Consider the following 16,988-nt stretch of genomic DNA (forward strand, 5'->3'; position numbering starts at 1 on the left):
CGAGTACGCTTCGTCAGAGCAACGTGATGCCGTGCTGCCTGAATGGCTGCATTACTACAACTGGCACCGACCCCACATGGGGATCGGCAGCCAACCGCCTATTTCCAGAATCCCGCTGAACAACGTGGTGGGTTTACACAGTTAGTCGACTGCCTTTCGCCTGGATCGCAAAGATCCCGCGCTGCGCGCGATAGTCGACCAACAGTCGACTCTACCGCCGTCGGTCTCCCAGGCCTATCGGTTTCCAGGCCCCTTGTTTCCCCGAGGGCTCCGCCTCACCCCGCGTACGCGGTCAGCCGGCCTTCCTGCTCGCACACGGTGATCGCGCCACCGAACACCGCCGACAGCGGCGCGCTGCGCAGCAGTTCGGCGCGGGTGCCATCAGCCAGCACACGGCCGTCGCGCAGCAGCACCACGCGTTCGATCTCGGGAATGATCTCTTCGATGTGGTGAGTCACCAGCACCAGGGTGATGCCCTGCTGGGCGAGCACCCGCATGGTCGCCACCAGCTGTTCGCGGGCGACCAGGTCCAGCCCGGTGGATGGCTCGTCCAGCAGCAGCGCCTGCGGCCGGTTGACCAGCGCGCGGGCGATCAGCACGCGGCGGGTCTCGCCGGCCGACAGCTCGGCATAGGCGCGTTCGCGCAGGGACAGGGCGCCGGTCATCGCCAGTGTCTCGCCAACGCGCGTGCGCATGTCGGCGGTCACTTCGCGGAAGGCCGGCACCACGTAGCTGGCGAAGAAGCCGGACAGCACCGCCTGTTCCACGGTCAGCCCGGGCATGTCGGCCAGATTGCTGCTGAGGTCGCCGGTGACGATGCCCAGCTGCGAACGCAGCCGGTCCACCTGCCAGCGGTTCTGGCCCAGCACCTTCACCGCCACCGAGCCGTCTCCCTGTGCAAGGGGATACAGTTCGCGGGTGATCAGCTTGATGAAGGTCGACTTGCCGCAGCCGTTGGGGCCGAGCAGGGCGGTGTGCTGGCCCTGCGCAATGCGCAGGCTGAGCCCGTGCAGCACCTTCACCTGGCCGCGCACCACGGTGGCGCGGTCCAGTTCGATCAAGGGGGGCAGCTCCGCAACAGACGGAGCGGCAGCCATGGTGCTGGCGCGTGGATCAAGGCTCGACAACTCAGGTCCCCAACTGTGAACGGTGCCACGGATGACGGTGGCAATCACCGCCGCAGGGATGCAGTTTGCAACGCAAGCGCCCATGATGTCTGCCATCCCCGCGTCGATACGGAGAGCCGCCATGCCCGATGCCCTGATGTCCCTGTTGACCGGTGGTGTGCTCGGCCTCGGCTGGTGGGCCATGCTGGGCGTGCTGCTGGTCTTCACCCAGATCACCATCTTCTCGGTGACCCTGTACCTGCACCGCAGCCAGGCCCATCGCGGCGTCGATTTCCACCCGGCGCTGGCCCACGTGTTCCGTTTCTGGCTGTGGCTGACCACCTCGATGATCACCCGCGAGTGGGTGGCCATCCACCGCAAGCACCACGCCAAGGTGGAGACCGAGGACGACCCGCACAGCCCGGTCACCCGCGGCATCGGCACGGTGTTCTGGCATGGCGTGGAGCTGTACCGGGAAGCACGCGGCATGCGCGCGGACATCGATCAGTACGGGCGCGGTACCCCGGATGATGCGATCGAGCGCCATTTGTATACCCCGCACGCCACGCTCGGCCCGGTGCTGCTGCTGGCGATCAACAGCGTGCTGTTCGGCCTGCCCGGCGTGGCCCTGTGGGCGATCCAGATGGCGTGGATCCCGTTCTGGGCCGCGGGCGTGGTCAATGGCCTGGGCCACTGGTGGGGCTACCGCAACTACGAATCGGCCGATACCTCCACGAACCTGACGCCGTGGGGGTTCTGGATCGGTGGTGAGGAGCTGCACAACAACCATCATGCCTTCCCCAGTTCGGCGCGCTTTGCGATGCGGCGCTGGGAATTCGACATCGGCTGGAGTGCGATCCGCCTGCTGCAGGCGCTGCGCCTGGCCAAGGTGCTTCGCGTTGCACCGGCCATGGACGTACGCCCGAACATCGCCGTGCCCGATGCCGAGACCCTGAAGGCGCTGCTCTCGCACCGCTTCCAGGCGATGACCGACTACCAGCGCAACGTGTTCATGCCGGCCCTGCGCGAGGAAGCCGCCCACGCTGGGGCCAAGCTGCGGCGCCTGCTGCCGCGCCGGCTGCGCCGTGGCCTGGTCAACGATGGCCGCTGGCTGAAGCCGGACAGTCGTGCCCAGCTCAGCGAATGGGTGGCACAGCGCCCGCGCATCCGCACCCTGGTCGAGTACCGCGCGCGGTTGGCGGCGCTGCTCGAGGCCCGCGGCCACGATGCCGCCGAGCGCCTGCACCAGCTGCAGGCCTGGTGCCGCGAGGCCGAGGAAAGCGGAATCGCGGCGCTGCAGGCCTACGCTGCGCGATTGAAGGGCTACAGCCTGGTGGGCGCGTGAGGGCAGGGTACGGCGTTCTGCTGGCGGTGCTGCTGCCGGGTGCGGCGCTGGCCCAGGTCACCGATACCGCCAGCTACCTGCAGCGGATGGACAGCGATGGCGACGGCAAGGTCAGCGAGGCCGAGTACGTGCAGTGGATGCTGTATGCCTTCGACCGCATGGACCGCAATGGCGATGGCGTGCTGAGCGCCGACGAGCTGCCCGGTGGCAAGGGCAGGGCGATCCGCCGCGAGCAGCAGCGGCAGGTGATCGTGCAGCGCTTCCACAAGCAGGATGCCAACGGTGATGGCGTCCTGGATGCCCGTGAACTGGCGGCGCCGCCACGCTGAGCGGGCGTAGAATCGGTTCATGCCTGAACTGCCCGAAGTCGAAACCACCCGCCGCGGCCTGGCGCCGCACCTGCAGGGCCGCCGCGTGCACGGCGTGATCCTGCGCCGCGCCGACCTGCGCTGGCCGATTCCGCCGGAAGTGGCCGAGCTGCTGCCGGGGCAGCGCATCGAGGACATCCGCCGTCGCGCCAAGTACCTGCTGCTGGACACCGCCATCGGCAGCGCCGTGCTGCACCTGGGCATGTCCGGCAGCCTGCGCGTGCTGCCCGGCGACACCCCGCTGCGCGCGCACGACCATGTGGATATCAGCCTGGACAACGGCCGCCTGTTGCGCTTCAACGACCCGCGCCGTTTCGGCAGCCTGCTCTGGCAGCCGGCCGGCGAAGTCCACCCGCTGTTGCAGGGGCTGGGCCCGGAGCCGCTGGACGATGCCTTCGACGGGGACTACCTGTTCGCCCGCAGCCGTGGCCGCAGCGCGCCGGTGAAGACCTTCCTGATGGACCAGGCGGTGGTGGTGGGCGTGGGCAACATCTACGCCGCCGAAAGCCTGTTCAAGGCCGGCATCAGTCCGCTGCGCGAGGCCGGGAAAATCTCGCGCGAGCGCTACCAGCGGCTGGCCGATGCGGTGAAGGAGATCCTCGGCTACGCCATCACCCGTGGTGGCACCACCCTGCGTGACTTCATCAGCCCCGATGGCGCGCCGGGTTACTTCGAGCAGGAACTGCTGGTGTACGGCCGTGACGGGCTGCCCTGCCCGAACTGTGGCCGCGCGCTGAAGCACGCCACCATCGGCCAGCGCGCCAGCGTCTGGTGCAGCCGCTGCCAGCGCTGAGGCGGGCGGCCAGCGGCAGCTGAACGGGCAGGGCACGTCTCCGCTGCCCGTTAACGTTTGTCTGCCTATGATGGCCGACCTTCCCCTCTGTGCCTGACGCGCCTGCATGCAACGACGCGACTTCATCCGCAATGCCTCCCTCGCCCTGGCTGCATTCGGCCTGCCGTCCCTGCCCGCGTGCGCGGCCAGCAGGAGCGGCCAGATGGGCCTGCGCCGCCTCGGCCAACCGCAGCCGTTCGACTTCGCCACCCTGAAGGGCCAGGCGCGCGCGCTGGCACAGGCGCCCTACAAGAGCCACAAGCGGGTGCTGCCGGGCCGCCTGGAAGGGCTGGACTGGGACCAGTACCAATCGATCGGTTACCGCCAGGACCATGCGCTGTGGGCCGACCAGCCGGGCAAGTTCCAGGCCAAGTTCTTCCACCTGGGCCTGTACTTCCATTCGCCGGTGCGCATGTTCGACGTGGTCGACGGCAAGGCGCAGGAGCTGGCCTATGACGGCGCGGCCTTCAACTACGGCAAGAGCGGCATCAAGGACGGCGAGCTGCCGGCCGATCTCGGCTTCGCCGGTTTCCGCCTGAACACCCGCAAGGACACCGATCGCGATTTCGCCGCCTTCCTCGGCGCCAGCTACTTCCGCGCCGTCGGCAAGGAAGGCCAGTACGGCCAGTCCGCGCGTGGCCTGGCAATCGATACCGGCATGGGCAAGCCGGAGGAATTCCCGGACTTCATCGCCTATTACCTGGAACAACCCTCGGCTGATTCGGACACGATTGTGGTCTACGGCCTGCTGGATTCGCCCAGCGTGGCCGGCGCCTATCGCTTCGCGATCACCAATGGTGACGTGCTGCTGATGGACATCGACAGCGCGCTGTACCCGCGCAAGGCGATCGAGCGGTTGGGCATCGCCCCGTGCACCAGCATGTACCAGGTGGGTGAGAACGACCGCCGCATGGCCTGGGACTGGCGCCCGGAGATCCACGACACCGACGGCCTGTCGCTGTGGACCGGTGCCGGCGAATGGATCTGGAGGCCGCTGCTGAACCCGCGCAACCTGCGCTTCAACATGTTCGTGGACCGCAACCCGCGCGGCTTCGGCCTGCTGCAGCGCGACCGCAACTTCGACCATTACCAGGACGACGGCGTGTTCTACGAGAAGCGCCCGTGCCTGTGGGTGGAGCCGAAGGGCGAGTGGGGCGAGGGCTCGGTGCAGCTGGTGGAGATCCCCACCGTGGACGAAACCTTCGACAACATCGTGGCGTTCTGGAACCCCAAGGAAAAACCGCAGCCGGGCCAGGAACTGCTGGTTGGCTACCGCCTGTACTGGGGTGCCGAACCGCCGGCACGGCCGCCGCTGGCGCACTGCGTGGCCAGCCGCACCGGCCTGGGTGGCGTGGTCGGCAAGAAGCGCGAGTACTTCAGCTGGCGCTTCGCGGTGGACTTCGAAGGTGGCGAGCTGGCCAGGCTGATCGACAAGGGCGAGGTCGAGGCGGTGGTGGAAGCCAGCCGCGGCCGGGTCGAGATCGTGTCGGCGCGTCCGCTGCGCGAGATCAACGGCTACCGCGCGATGTTCGACCTGGTGCCGCCGGAGGGCAGTACCGAGCAGATCGACATCCGCCTGTTCCTGCGCAGTGGCGGCAAGACCCTGACCGAGACCTGGCTGTACCAGTACACCCCGCCGCCGGCGGGTGCGCCGGAGCGCACGCTGTACTGAGAGGGGTGTTGGGTTTGCAGGGCTTGCAGCCCTGCACCTGCAGAGGCCAGAGCCGAAGCAACGGCAGAAGCTGGTTTCCTGTGGGGAGGCGGGGTGGGTCCGGTGGCGGGAGACGCCGTAAACCCGTCCATGGGGGCTTGGCCGCGGCATCCATGCCGCGGACACTCCCGCCACCGGACCCACCCCGCCTTCGACAGACCTCCGCGATCTGTCGGAGCACGGGGTCGGATCCCGTTGCTGCGCAACGGGCTCTGACCCAGATGAATTTCGATAGATGAATTTCGATATCTGACAGATGTGCCGACCAACGGTCGGCACCCACCAACAGCTGCGGGGATCTGTCAGAGGTGGGGCGGTGTCGGAGTGCGGGGTGTCAGCCGCATGGATGCGGCTGCCAAGCTTACAGGGACGTACTTGCAGCGTCCCCGCAGTCCGACACCGCCCCGCCATCACACGCAATGCCAGCTCTTGCTGTTGCTGTTGCCGGCCAGCGGCCGGCACTACCGCGGGTGCAGGGCTGCAAGCCCTGCAAAAGAACACCCGTTACAGCGGCAGGGGTGCCTGCGCCGGATCGATCCGCCCTTCCCCGCGGGTGATCTTCTTGAACTCGGCACGGCTGACCGACACGTAGCGGTCGTTGCCACCGATCTCCACCTGCGGGCCATCCTTCACCGCATGGCCATGTTCGTCTACGCGCACGGTCATCGTCGCCTTCTTCCCGCTGTGGCAGATGGTCTTGATCTCCTGCATCTCGTCGGCCCAGGCCAGCAGGTACTGGCTGCCCTCGAACAGCTCGCCGCGGAAATCGGTGCGCAGGCCGTAGCACAGCACCGGAATGCGCAGCTGGTCGACCACCTCGCTGAGCTGCCAGACCTGGGCGCGCGTGAGGAACTGCGCTTCATCCACCAGCACGCAGCCCATCGGGCCGTTGGCGGCCAGGTCCTGTTCGACCCAGTGCTGCAGGTCGGTGTCACGGTCGAAGGCCATGCCGTCCGCACGCAGGCCGATACGCGAGGCCACCACGCCGGCGCCGGCACGATCATCCAGGCGCGGGGTCAGGATCGCCACCCGCATGCCGCGTTCGCGGTAGTTGTGCGCGCTCTGCAGCAGGGTCGTGGTCTTGCCGGCGTTCATCGCCGAATAGTAGAAATAGAGCTTGGCCATCGGCCAATTCTAGTCGTCCACCGCCTTGTCGTCGCGGACCGCGTCCGGCCGTCCTATCTCGACGCTGGGGGTCAGCGCGGGGCGCCAGTAGTTGTCCTGCAGGCACCAGTAGTCGGCGGCGCGCCAGTAGTCGTTGTCGTAGACGATGCTGCCCGGCGTCACGATGCTGCGCCAGAACAGGTCCGGATGGGCATCGAAGAAGCCTCCGGTCAGGACGGTAGGCGGGATCTGCCGCGGGGCCTCCACCGGGCATTCCCTGGCGGTCACGGCAGCGGCCATCGACAGGCCCAGCAGCAGGCAGAAGCGTGGAGCGTGCTTCGCTTTCATACTTGATCGCCCTCCTGGCAATGACCATGGAATACGAACGTCAGCGCCCCGCGCCTCCCACGGGGCTGAGTGGGCCGACCTCGACGCTGCGGCCGCGGAACTCCTGTTCCCAGATGCGGTCCTGCATGCACCAGTACGCTGCAGGGTCCCAGTACGCATCCCGATAGTAGTCATCGCCACGGGTCGGCCAGCCGGCTTCCGGGCCGTCGGACAGTTCCACCTGCAGCATCGAGCTGACCCAGCCGGTACGGCTGCCGGTCAAGCGGCGGCGGTCCACGCGCATGGCAGCCTCCATGCGTGGCTTGGCCGTGGCATCGCCGTAGGCCGCATACAGCGCCGGCCCTTCGGTGAGCACCCGTTGCCGCTGCGCGGCATCCAGGCGGTTCCAGTAGCGCTCGCGCTCCAGCAGCAGGTCGCGGTAGCCGCGTTCGGCGGCCAGGTCCATCCAGATGTAGGCCAGCACCGGATCAGGGGCGGTACCCGTGCCCTCCTGGTACATGCGCGCGACCAGCGACTGCGACAGCTTGTCGGCGTGCGCGGCTGCCCGCTTGAAGCGCACCAGCGCATGATCGGGCCGGCCCTGTCGCCACGACTGCAGGCCCAGCTCGCGCCAGTGCAGGTCAGGATGAGCCTGCAGGAAGCCCTGGGTCATCAGCGCAGACCGCAACGATGCGCCAGGATCGGGCGCGCAGTCCGCGCTGCGGGCGTCCAACGGCGCCAGCAGCAACAGCAGGGTGCCCAGCAGGGCGGCAGAGGCGGTCGGGCGCATGCACCTGGCTCCAGTGCTCCGGTGGCGAATCAATAGCTTAGGAACGGTGTGCATGCAAGTCAGGTCCGCCCGCTGCGGCCCCGCTACAATCCCATTCCCATGCACGGTCTCAATCCCCCCCAAGCCGCCGCCGTCCTGCATATCGAAGGTCCGTTGCTGGTGCTCGCCGGCGCGGGCAGCGGCAAGACGCGCGTGATCGTGGAAAAGATCGCCCACCTGATCGGCAGCGGCCGCTACCCGGCACGCCGCATCGCAGCGATCACCTTCACCAACAAGTCGGCCAAGGAAATGCGCGAGCGTGTGGCCAAGCGCCTGCGCGAGCAGGACGCCGACGAGGTGACCATCTGCACCTTCCATGCGCTGGGCCTGAAGTTCCTGCAGATCGAACACGCGGCCGTGGGCCTGAAGCGTGGCTTCTCGATCTTCGATGCCGATGATGCCGCTGCGCAGATCAAGGACCTGATGTACGGGGCCAAGCCCGACGATATCGAGGACATGAAGAACCTGGTGTCGCGCGCCAAGAACGCCGGCCTGTCGCCCGAGCAGGCGATGGCCGCCGCGCGCAGCAACCGCGAGAAGGAAGCAGCCAGCGTCTACGAGCGCTACCAGCTGCGCCTGACGGCTTTCAATGCGGTCGACTTCGATGACCTGATCCGTTTGCCGGTGCAGATCCTGGAGGAAAATCCGGAGATCGCGCTGGCCTGGCGCGAGCGCATCGGCTACCTGCTGGTGGACGAATGCCAGGATACCAACGACGCGCAGTACCGGCTGCTCAAGCAGCTGGCCGGCGATAAGGGCAACTTCACCTGCGTGGGTGACGATGACCAGTCGATCTACGCCTGGCGCGGCGCCAATCCGGAAAACCTGCAGCAGATGGGGCGCGACTATCCCACGCTGGAGATCATAAAGCTGGAGCAGAACTACCGCTGCTCCAACCGCGTGCTGCGCGCCGCCAATGCGCTGATCGCCAACAACCCGCATGAGCACCTGAAGAAGCTGTGGAGCGACCAGGCCGACGGCGAACGCATCCGCGTATGGGAGTGCCGCAACAGCGAACACGAAGCGGAAAAGGTCGCGGCCGAGATCGCCTTCGTGGCGCAGTCGCGCAACGTGCCATGGAGTGATTTCTGCATCCTGTTCCGCGGCAACTTCCAGTCACGGCCGCTGGAAAAGGCGATGCAGCTGCTGCGCATCCCTTACCACCTGACCGGCGGCACCGTGTTCCTGGAGCGCCAGGAAGTGAAGGACACGCTGGCCTGGTTGCGGCTGCTGGTCAATCCAGACGACGACACCGCGTTCATGCGTGCGGTGCAGTCGCCCAAGCGCGACGTCGGTGCCGGCACGCTGGCCAGGCTGGCCGAGCTGGCGCAGGAAAAGGACATGCCGATGGCGCAGGCTGCCGAGGCGATCGGCGCCCTGCAGCAGCTGCCGCCTCGCGCCGCCAACAGCCTGGCCCGCTTCACCGACATCCTGCGCGACCTGCGCGCGCAGATGCGCCAGGTCACCTCGGGCGACATGATCCGCAAGGTCGCCAAGGAATCGGGCCTGCTCAGCGAACTGCGCCAGCAGGCCAAGGAAGAGGCCAGCTACCAGCGCCGCGCCAACAACATCGAGGAACTGGCGCAGTGGTTCGAGGGCGGCCCGCGCGGCGCCACTGCCGCTGACCTGGCCGGCCAGCTGGCGCTGCTGTCACGCAGCGACAAGGACGAGGGTGGCAACCAGGTGCGCATGATGACCATGCACGCCTCCAAGGGCCTGGAATTCCCGTACGTGTTCATCGTTGGCTGCGAGGATGGCGTGCTGCCCCACCAGGTCAGCCTGGACGAGGGCAACCTGCAGGAAGAGCGGCGGCTGCTGTACGTGGGCATCACCCGCGCCAAGATCCAGCTGTGGATGAGTTACAGCAAGCTGACGCGCAAGTTCGGTGAGCATGTGCGGCTGAAGCCGAGCCGGTTCTTCGATGAGATCCCGGCCGAGGAGATCCAGCGTGATGGCGCTGATCCGGTGGCCGATGCGGCGCGCAAGAAGGAACGGGCGAGTGCGGGGTTGGCGGCGATCGAGGCGTTGTTCGACTAGGGCGCTCCAACGGCGCCGCCCCTCCGTGGTGGAGCACGCGTTGGTTCCGCAGTGTGGCCGATCGGGGTGGGTTCGCGAGGGACGCCATGAACCCGTCCCTGGGGGCTTAGCCGCGCCATCCATGGCGCGGATACCCCCGCGAACCCACCCCGATCGGCCTCTGACAGATGCCGGGCGCTTCCTTCCACGGCAATGCAAAGAAAATCAAAAGCAGCAGGCGGGGTTGAGGCAGAATCGGGCTTTCGGCTGGAGGTCCACCTGTGCAACCGATCGAGAGTGAACGCCTGCGCCTGCGTGCCATCGAGCCTGATCGCGATGCGGCTCCGATGCTGGCGCTGTTGAATGATCCGGGCTTCGTGCGCTTCATTGGCGACCGCAATGTGCGCAGTGAGGAGCAGGCGCGGGACTACATCGCGCTGCGTGTGCTGCACAGCTATGCGTTGAATGGCTTTGGCATGTATGCCATCGAGCGGTTGTCCGATGGTGCCTGGCTGGGCAATGCCGGGCTGGTACGGCGTGATGGGCTGCCGGGTCCGGACATCGGCTATGCGGTGCTGTCGGAATTCGCCGGGCAGGGCTATGCCGGTGAGGCGGCGCGGGCAGTGTTCGCGCATGCGCGCGCTGGGCTGGGCCTGCAGGATCTGTATGGCATCACCGATCTGGACAACGTGGTGTCCGGGAAGATCCTGCTGGGGTTGGGCATGCAGGAGCGGGGGGTGATCCAGCTGCCGGGCGTGGACAGCCCGAGCCGGTTGTATGCCACGCCGGGTGCGGCGCAGGTCTGACCCCTGATGTTGGTAGGTGCCGACCGTTGGTCGGCACGATTCAGATGCAGTGCCGACCAACGGTCGGCACCCACCCCCTCAGCCGCGCAGTTCGGCCAGCTGCGCCTGCAGCTCGGCCACGGCCGCTTCCAGCTGGGCCACGCGCTCGGCCAGGCCCGGGTCGGCTGCATCGCTGCTGCCACCGCCGCTGCTGGCGTACCTGGCCGCCAGCGCCGCACCGTCCACTTCACCGCACAGCAGGTGCATGTAGCGGTCTTCGCGCTGCCCACTGGCGCGCGGCAGCACCACCAGCAGCGCGCGCTGCTGCAGGCGCTCGATGGCGTGGCGGGCTTCGTCGGCGTCGGCGAAGCGGTGCAGGCGCTCGCTGCGCGTGATCAGTTCGCCCAGCGTCTGCGGCCCACGCAGCAGCAGCAGCGCCAGCAGCACGGTCTGCTGCCGGGTCAGGTCCAGCGCGGCCTGCAGGCGGTGCTCGTAGCGGTCCGCGCGCGAGGAGAAGTGCTGGCGGGCCAGGCCCAACGCCTCCAGCTGGCGCAGCGCGTGCTGCACGCTGCCGGCATCGATGTTCATCACCGGCTCGCGGGCAGTCTTCTGGTTGGCAGCCGACTGGGCGGCATTGACCGTCAGTGGATAGGTGTCCGGCGTGGTCGCCTCCTTTTCCACCAGGCAGCCCAGCAGGCGGGCCTGCACGGCGTCGAGCAGGGGGACGTCGGGGGTCTGGACGGAATCGGTCATGGCGGCCTCCGGAAGGGCAACGGGTCAACCGCCAAGCATAGCCGTCCCGGGGCCGCCTTTGCCGGTAAAATGCGCCGGTATATCTGATTGCCGGTGAATCCATGCGTCGTCCCGTTTCCCTGTCCCTGACCCTGCTCGCCACTGCGGCGCTGGGCCTGTCCGCCTGCAAGCGCGTGGATGCGCCTGCTGCCGAAGCCGCTGCCCCGGAGGCCCCGGCCGCCGCTGCCAAGGCTGATGGCGCGCTTGATGCGACCGCCAATGACAATCTCAACGCCGTGCTGTGGATGCAGCGCGCGCAGGAGTACAAGGCAATCACCGAGCAGACCTACCGCGCCGCCGCCGACCACCTGGACGCCGCGCTGAAGGAAGCGCACTGGGATGCGCTGGTGCCGGAGGAACGCGGCAACGAGGCCAAGGGCCTGAAGCCGGCCGTGGTGCTGGACGTGGATGAGACCGTGCTGGACAACTCGCCCTACCAGGCGCGCCTGGTGCGCGACGGCAAGGAATACGACGAGCTGAGCTGGGACCAGTGGGTGGCCGAAAAGAAGGCCAAGGCCATTCCGGGCGTGGTCGATTTCGCCAAGGCCGCCAACGCCAAGGGCGTAACCCTGCTGTACATCTCCAACCGCGCCGTGCACCTGAAGGACGCGACCCTGGCCAACCTGCGCGAGCAGGGCCTGCCGGTGGCCGATGACAGCGTGTTCCTGGGCCTGGGCACCGTGGTCGAAGGCTGCGAGCAGGCCGGCAGCGAGAAGAACTGCCGCCGCCGCCTGGCCGGGCAGAAGTACCGCGTGCTGATGCAGTTCGGCGACCAGCTGGGCGACTTCGTGGAAGTGACCGCCAACACCAACGAAGGCCGTGACGCCCTGCAGCAGCAGTACCACGACTGGTTCGGCGAGCGCTGGTGGATGCTGCCGAACCCGACCTACGGCGGTTTCGAGCCGGCGCAGTTCAACAATGACTACAGCCAGTCGCGCCAGGCCCGCCACGACGCCAAGCGCGCAGCCCTGGACTACGCGCCGTGAGCCGCGCGCCGCTGCCGCTGCGCGATGACGAGCGCCTGATCTTCGCGCTGGACGTGCCTGATCGCGCGCAGGCGCTGGAGTGGGTCGACCGCCTCGGCGACAGCGTGGCGTTCTACAAGATCGGCATGGAACTGCTGGCGTCGGGCGAGTACTTCCAGGTGCTGGACGAGCTGGCCCGCCGCGACAAGCGCGTGTTCGTCGACCTGAAGTTCTTCGATATCCCGGCCACTGCCGCGGCGGTGATCAAGCGCCTGTCGCAGTGGCCGGTCAGCTACGCCACCATCCACGGCTGGCACCCGGCGATGATGGAAGCCTGCGCCGCCGCCAACAGCAGCGACATGCGCCTGCTGGCGGTGACCGTGCTGACCTCGATGGGCCGCCCGGACCTGGCGCAGATGGGCATCGACCGTGAACCGGTGGACGTAGTGGTCGAACGCGCGCTGGCCGCGCAGGCGGCCGGTATCGATGGCGTGATCGCCTCGGGCCAGGAAGCCGGCCCGATCCGCGCCGCTACCGGCGCCGGGTTCTCGATCGTCTGCCCGGGCATCCGCCCCGGTGGCCCGGTCGGCGATGACCAGAAGCGTACCGTTGGCGTGGCCCAGGCCTTTGCCGATGGCGCCGATGCCATCGTGGTTGGTCGCCCGATCCGCCTGGCCACCGATCCGCAGGCCGCGGCGCGGGCCATCCAGCAGGAAATCGCGTCGGCGCTGGCTGCGCGCTGAGATTCCGTTGCGCAGGCTGCAGGCCCGAACGCCATCCCGACCCGTGCGGGATGGCGTTTCTGCATCCGTCCAGCAAGCGGTTGTGCCCGAATCGCCGCAAAACCTGCCGTAGATTTCATTGCTTTTACGCCCATCATCAGGTGGATCAATAAAATCAATGATTTATACGACGATAGGTGAAGTGTTGCCTTAACTTGAACGGCAGCGTAGGATCGCCGCCATCCGGTCCTCGGACCGGACATGTGCCACAACACTGTCCATCGGCCCTGCGCCGGTTTGAAGAGCCTGTGATCCCCGTGATCCCGGCTCTTTTTTTATTCCCATCAGTGACTTGCACAAGCAACAGCGGAAACCGTGACGTCCCGGCTTGCCGCTGTCACGTCACAGGCCGCAAGATGCGGACCGGTCCGGGGAGTCCGAGTGCATGAGCGTGGCAGTGCGAGGAAGGTCTGCGCGTGGATGGGGGCTGGCAGCCATGCTGCTGCTGGCCGTGGCGGCGTGTCGTGAATCGGCCCAGGACCCGGCCAAGCCGGCGGCCGAGCCGGTCGCGGCGGTGCAGGCCATGGCGCTGCGCCTGGCCGAGGACGATCTGGTCGGCTATGCAAAGCTGTCGGTGCCGCCCAGCCAGTACCAGCGCCTGCAACAGGCCTGGACCGAAGGCCACAGCCAGTGGCCGCTGACCGAACTGCCGCTGGGCGACCAGCTGCTGCCGATGCTGGCCGCACTGCGCAAGCCCAACGCCAGCGCCGAACTGCAGCGCAGCTTCGATCGCCAGCTGGCCGGACAGGCCGGCGCGGTTCGCCAGGCCGCGCAATCGATGGGCAACTTCGGTGTGCAGTACCTGCGCCACCAGAAGGGCTATACGCCTGGCCAACAGGCGCATTACATCGCCCTGGTCGAAACCCTGGCCAGCTGGGCGCAGGGTGCCCCGATCAGTGACCGGGCCCGCGCACGCAGCACCATCGCCGCGCTGGTCGGCGCCGCCAACAAGGTCGGTTTCGAGGACGAAGCCGGCCTGCAGGCCGCGGGCATGGAAGGCAGCCTGGCGCAGCTGGCGCCGTTCATCCACACCCTCAAGGCGGTGCTGGGCAGCTACGGGCTGGGCGTGGACGACGCGTTGCGCAGCGTGCGCGGCGAACTGCTGTCAGTGGAGGGTGACAACGCCCTGGTACGCCTGCACTACGACCTCGCCGGTCGCGAGATGAGCCTGCAGCTGCCGCTGAGCCGCCGCGAAGGCCACTGGTACCTGACCCGCACCCTGGCCGACACCGACGCGCTGCTGCGCAAGGCCGAGGCGGCCCGCGCCGCTGCGTCGCCGTCACCGGCTGAAGCCCCCGCCGAGGGTGGGGAAGCGGCAACGCCGCCGCCTAAGCCATAATGGCGCCGATGTCGAAACAGAACCCGCTGCCGTTCCCCGGCGAAGAATCCCAGTCGACGCCCGCCGATACGGTGCCGGCGTCCCCCTCGACCGGTACCGGCCCGAACCCGGTACCGCCGCCCGCGCACGCGCGTCCGGCCGGCCGACGCCCGCTGTGGGCACGGTTGCTGGGCCGCCTGGTCGAGCCGTGGCTGTCGCTGAAGATCGAGCCGGAAGACCCGGGCCAGTACAACGATGGCCGCCCGGTCATGTACGTGCTGGAAGACTACGGCCTGTCCAACGCGCTGATCCTGGACAAGGCCTGCCGCCAGGCCGGCCTGCCGTCGCCGCTGGTGCCGCTGGCCGGTGACCCGACCGGCCGCAAGCGCGCCTACCTGGCGCTGTCGCGGCGCAGCTCCAGCAATTCGCTGATCCCCGAGCAGCGCGGTGCCAAGACCCATTCCGATTCGCTGGCCAAGGTCCTGCAGGCACATCGCGTGCGCGATGACCTGGACGTGCACCTGGTGCCGGTGTCGATCTTCGTCGGCCGCGCGCCGGACAAGCAGAGCGGCTGGTTCGCGGTGCTGTTCTCGGAAAACTGGGCGCTGGTCGGCCGCTTCCGCCGCCTGCTGGCGGTGCTGCTCAATGGCCGCAGCACCATCGTCCGCTTCGCGCCGCCGATCTCGCTGCGTTCCATCATCGACGAAGGCCTGGAGCCGGAACGCACGGTACGCAAGCTGCAGCGCGTGCTGCGCACCCATTTCCGCCGCATCCGTGAATCGGTGATCGGCCCCGACCTGTCGACCCGTCGCCTGCTGGTGGACCAGGTGCTGGCCGCCGAACCGGTGCGCGAAGCGATCGCCGCGCAGGCCAAGCGCGACAATTCGAAGACGGCCGATGCCTGGAAGAAGGCACACGCCTACGCCTGGGAAATCGCCGCGGACTATTCCAGCCCGGTGGTGCGCTCGGCCAGCTTCATGCTCAGCCACGTGTGGAACCGCATCTATGCGGGCGTGCTGGTGCACCACCTGGACAAGTTCAAGGCCGCCGCGCCGGGTCACGAAGTGGTCTACGTGCCCAGCCACCGCAGCCACATGGACTACCTGCTGCTGTCCTACCTGCTGTACGACCGTGGCATCGTGCCGCCGCACATCGTGGCCGGCATCAACCTGAACCTGCCGGTGGTCGGCACCCTGCTGCGCAAGGGCGGTGCGTTCTTCATCCGCCGCTCGATCCGTGGCAACGCGCTGTACTCGGCCGTGCTCAGTGAGTACGTCGCGCAGCTGGTGGCCGGCGGCTACTCGCTGGAGTACTTCGTCGAAGGCGGCCGCTCGCGTACCGGCCGACTGCTGCAGCCCAAGGGCGGCATGATCTCGATGACGCTGCGTGCGTTCCTGCGCCAGCCGCGCAAGCCGGTGCTGTTCCAGCCCATCTACATCGGCTACGAGAAGCTGATGGAGGGCGGCAGCTACCTGGACGAACTGTCCGGCCGGCCGAAGGAAAAGGAATCGATCTGGTCGCTGCTGTGGGGCATCCCCAAGGTGCTCAAGCAGAACTACGGCCAGGTGGTGGTGAACTTCGGCGAACCGATCGCACTGAACGACGTACTGGCCGAGAAGGCACCGGAGTGGAAGGGCGAGGCGGTCTCCGAGGACGAGAAACCGGCGTGGCTGTCGACCACGGTGGACACGCTGGCCGAACGCATCCAGGTGCGCATCAACGGCGCTGCCGACGTCAACCCGATCAACCTGCTGGCGCTGGCCCTGCTGTCCACGCCGAAGCACGCGATGGGCGAGGCCGACCTGATCGCGCAGATCGAGCTGTGCAAGACGCTGCTGGTCGAGATGCCGTATTCGGACCGGGTGACGGTGACCCCGCACTCGCCGGAGCGGATCATCGCCCACGCCGAGGAAATCAACGTCCTCACCCGCATCAAGCACCCGCTGGGCGACGTGCTCAGCGTCAGCGGCGATACCGCGGTGCTGCTGAGCTACTTCCGCAACAACGTGCTGCACCTGTTCACCGCCTCGTCGTGGGTGGCCTGCTGCTTCCAGAACAACCGCCGCATGAGCCGTACCGGCCTGGTCCAGCTGGGCCGCACGGTGTACCCGTTCCTGCAGGCCGAGCTGTTCCTGCCGTGGAGCGAGGACGAATTCGCACAGCGCATCGACCAGACCATCAACGTGTTCGTGCGTGAGGGCCTGCTGCAGAACGTCAATGACGACGACGGCGGCATCCTGGCGCGCAACACCGGGCAGACCGACGAGGTGTTCCGCCTGCGTGCGATCGGCCACTCGCTGCAGCAGGCCTTCGAGCGCTACTACATCGCCATTTCGGTGCTGGTGAAGAACGGCCCGGGCGTGCTGGGTGCGGCCGAGCTGGAAAGCCTGTGCCAGCAGGCGGCGCAGCGTCTGAGCCTGCTCTATGCACCGGCCGCGCCGGAGTTCTTCGACCGCACCCTGTTCCGTGGCTTCATCCAGAAGCTGCGCGAACTGCGCCTGGTGTGGCCGGACGAGAACAGCAAGCTGCTGTTCGACGAGCGTCTGGATGCCTGGGCCAAGGACGCCAAGTTCATCCTTGGCCGCGAGCTGCGCCACACCATCGAACGGGTCAGCCCGGAAGCAGCGCGCCCGGACGAGCCGGCGCCGCAGGATTGAAGGCAGCGCCGGGCCATGCAGTGGGTGTGGACCTTGGTCCACACCTTCCAG

The 16,988-nt window shown here is 67.7% G+C and carries 16 protein-coding genes; 11 read left to right on the forward strand and 5 right to left on the reverse strand.

Annotated features, from left to right (window positions below; translation table 11 throughout):
* On the forward strand, positions 1-145 hold a 145-nt coding region (locus AC5P9L_RS13880), incomplete at its 5' end, for an integrase core domain-containing protein (protein WP_495216051.1).
* 130 nt (positions 146-275) lie between these two features.
* Here AC5P9L_RS13880 and AC5P9L_RS13885 read toward each other — a convergent pair.
* Positions 276-1,097 (reverse strand): ABC transporter ATP-binding protein, encoded by an 822-nt coding sequence (locus AC5P9L_RS13885; protein ID WP_005407485.1) that lies wholly within the window; start codon positions 1,095-1,097, stop codon positions 276-278.
* Between the two features lie 151 nt (positions 1,098-1,248).
* Between AC5P9L_RS13885 and AC5P9L_RS13890 the strand changes: the two genes are divergently transcribed.
* The 4 genes from AC5P9L_RS13890 (at position 1,249) to AC5P9L_RS13905 (ending at position 5,323) form a co-directional block, all read left to right on the forward strand.
* Entirely contained in the window at positions 1,249-2,451 is a 1,203-nt protein-coding gene (locus AC5P9L_RS13890) for a DesA family fatty acid desaturase (RefSeq protein WP_099523770.1), read from the forward strand.
* Positions 2,448-2,780 carry an EF-hand domain-containing protein gene (locus tag AC5P9L_RS13895; RefSeq protein WP_043035298.1) on the forward strand — a complete coding sequence of 111 codons (333 nt, stop codon included), beginning with the start codon at positions 2,448-2,450 and terminating at the stop codon, positions 2,778-2,780. The genes AC5P9L_RS13890 and AC5P9L_RS13895 overlap by 4 nt, the downstream gene beginning before the upstream one ends.
* 19 nt (positions 2,781-2,799) lie before the next feature.
* On the forward strand, positions 2,800-3,612 hold the full coding sequence (gene mutM, locus AC5P9L_RS13900; RefSeq protein ID WP_043035299.1) for a bifunctional DNA-formamidopyrimidine glycosylase/DNA-(apurinic or apyrimidinic site) lyase: 813 nt from the start codon (positions 2,800-2,802) through the stop codon (positions 3,610-3,612).
* Positions 3,613-3,718: 106 nt separating this feature from the next.
* Entirely contained in the window at positions 3,719-5,323 is a 1,605-nt protein-coding gene (locus AC5P9L_RS13905) for an OpgD/OpgG family glucan biosynthesis protein (protein WP_012478684.1), read from the forward strand.
* 543 nt (positions 5,324-5,866) lie between these two features.
* On the opposite strand, the gene AC5P9L_RS13910 is transcribed toward AC5P9L_RS13905, so the two are convergent.
* The 3 genes from AC5P9L_RS13910 to AC5P9L_RS13920 are packed head-to-tail and all read right to left on the reverse strand — an operon-like array spanning position 5,867 to position 7,583.
* A complete protein-coding gene (locus AC5P9L_RS13910; RefSeq protein WP_005407490.1) occupies positions 5,867-6,487 on the reverse strand; it encodes a thymidine kinase in 621 nt (206 codons plus the stop codon).
* Between the two features lie 9 nt (positions 6,488-6,496).
* A complete protein-coding gene (locus AC5P9L_RS13915) occupies positions 6,497-6,814 on the reverse strand; it encodes a hypothetical protein (RefSeq protein WP_111174128.1) in 318 nt (105 codons plus the stop codon).
* A 40-nt stretch (positions 6,815-6,854) separates the two neighbouring features.
* On the reverse strand, positions 6,855-7,583 hold the full coding sequence (locus tag AC5P9L_RS13920) for an SEL1-like repeat protein (protein ID WP_262101792.1): 729 nt from the start codon (positions 7,581-7,583) through the stop codon (positions 6,855-6,857).
* A 99-nt stretch (positions 7,584-7,682) separates the two neighbouring features.
* Here AC5P9L_RS13920 and AC5P9L_RS13925 point away from each other — a divergent pair, with 99 nt between their 5' ends.
* Together AC5P9L_RS13925 and AC5P9L_RS13930 are read left to right on the forward strand one after the other, a co-directional pair.
* Positions 7,683-9,659 (forward strand): UvrD-helicase domain-containing protein, encoded by a 1,977-nt coding sequence (locus AC5P9L_RS13925; protein ID WP_043035302.1) that lies wholly within the window; start codon positions 7,683-7,685, stop codon positions 9,657-9,659.
* 260 nt (positions 9,660-9,919) lie between these two features.
* Positions 9,920-10,444, forward strand: a complete 525-nt coding sequence (locus tag AC5P9L_RS13930; RefSeq protein ID WP_005407495.1) for a GNAT family N-acetyltransferase — start codon at positions 9,920-9,922, stop codon at positions 10,442-10,444.
* Positions 10,445-10,522: 78 nt separating this feature from the next.
* On the opposite strand, the gene AC5P9L_RS13935 is transcribed toward AC5P9L_RS13930, so the two are convergent.
* Entirely contained in the window at positions 10,523-11,176 is a 654-nt protein-coding gene (locus tag AC5P9L_RS13935) for a YceH family protein (protein ID WP_005411818.1), read from the reverse strand.
* A gap of 101 nt (positions 11,177-11,277) precedes the next feature.
* On the opposite strand from AC5P9L_RS13935, the gene AC5P9L_RS13940 reads away from it, so the two are divergent.
* The 4 genes from AC5P9L_RS13940 to plsB all read left to right on the forward strand — a co-directional run bounded on the left by AC5P9L_RS13940 (position 11,278) and on the right by plsB (position 16,937).
* Entirely contained in the window at positions 11,278-12,201 is a 924-nt protein-coding gene (locus tag AC5P9L_RS13940) for a 5'-nucleotidase, lipoprotein e(P4) family (protein ID WP_099523768.1), read from the forward strand.
* Positions 12,198-12,923 (forward strand): orotidine-5'-phosphate decarboxylase, encoded by a 726-nt coding sequence (gene pyrF / locus AC5P9L_RS13945; protein WP_005411820.1) that lies wholly within the window; start codon positions 12,198-12,200, stop codon positions 12,921-12,923. The genes AC5P9L_RS13940 and pyrF overlap by 4 nt, the downstream gene beginning before the upstream one ends.
* A 424-nt stretch (positions 12,924-13,347) precedes the next feature.
* Positions 13,348-14,301: a hypothetical protein gene (locus tag AC5P9L_RS13950; protein WP_315974377.1), complete on the forward strand. Its 954-nt coding sequence runs from the start codon at positions 13,348-13,350 to the stop codon at positions 14,299-14,301.
* Positions 14,301-16,937, forward strand: coding sequence for a glycerol-3-phosphate 1-O-acyltransferase PlsB (gene plsB, locus AC5P9L_RS13955; RefSeq protein WP_005407500.1), 2,637 nt, complete (start codon positions 14,301-14,303; stop codon positions 16,935-16,937). The genes AC5P9L_RS13950 and plsB overlap by 1 nt, the downstream gene beginning before the upstream one ends.
* The last annotated feature ends 51 nt before the right edge of the window (positions 16,938-16,988 follow it).

The sequence above is a fragment of the Stenotrophomonas sp. YJH_SMC_64 genome, from assembly GCF_059371375.1.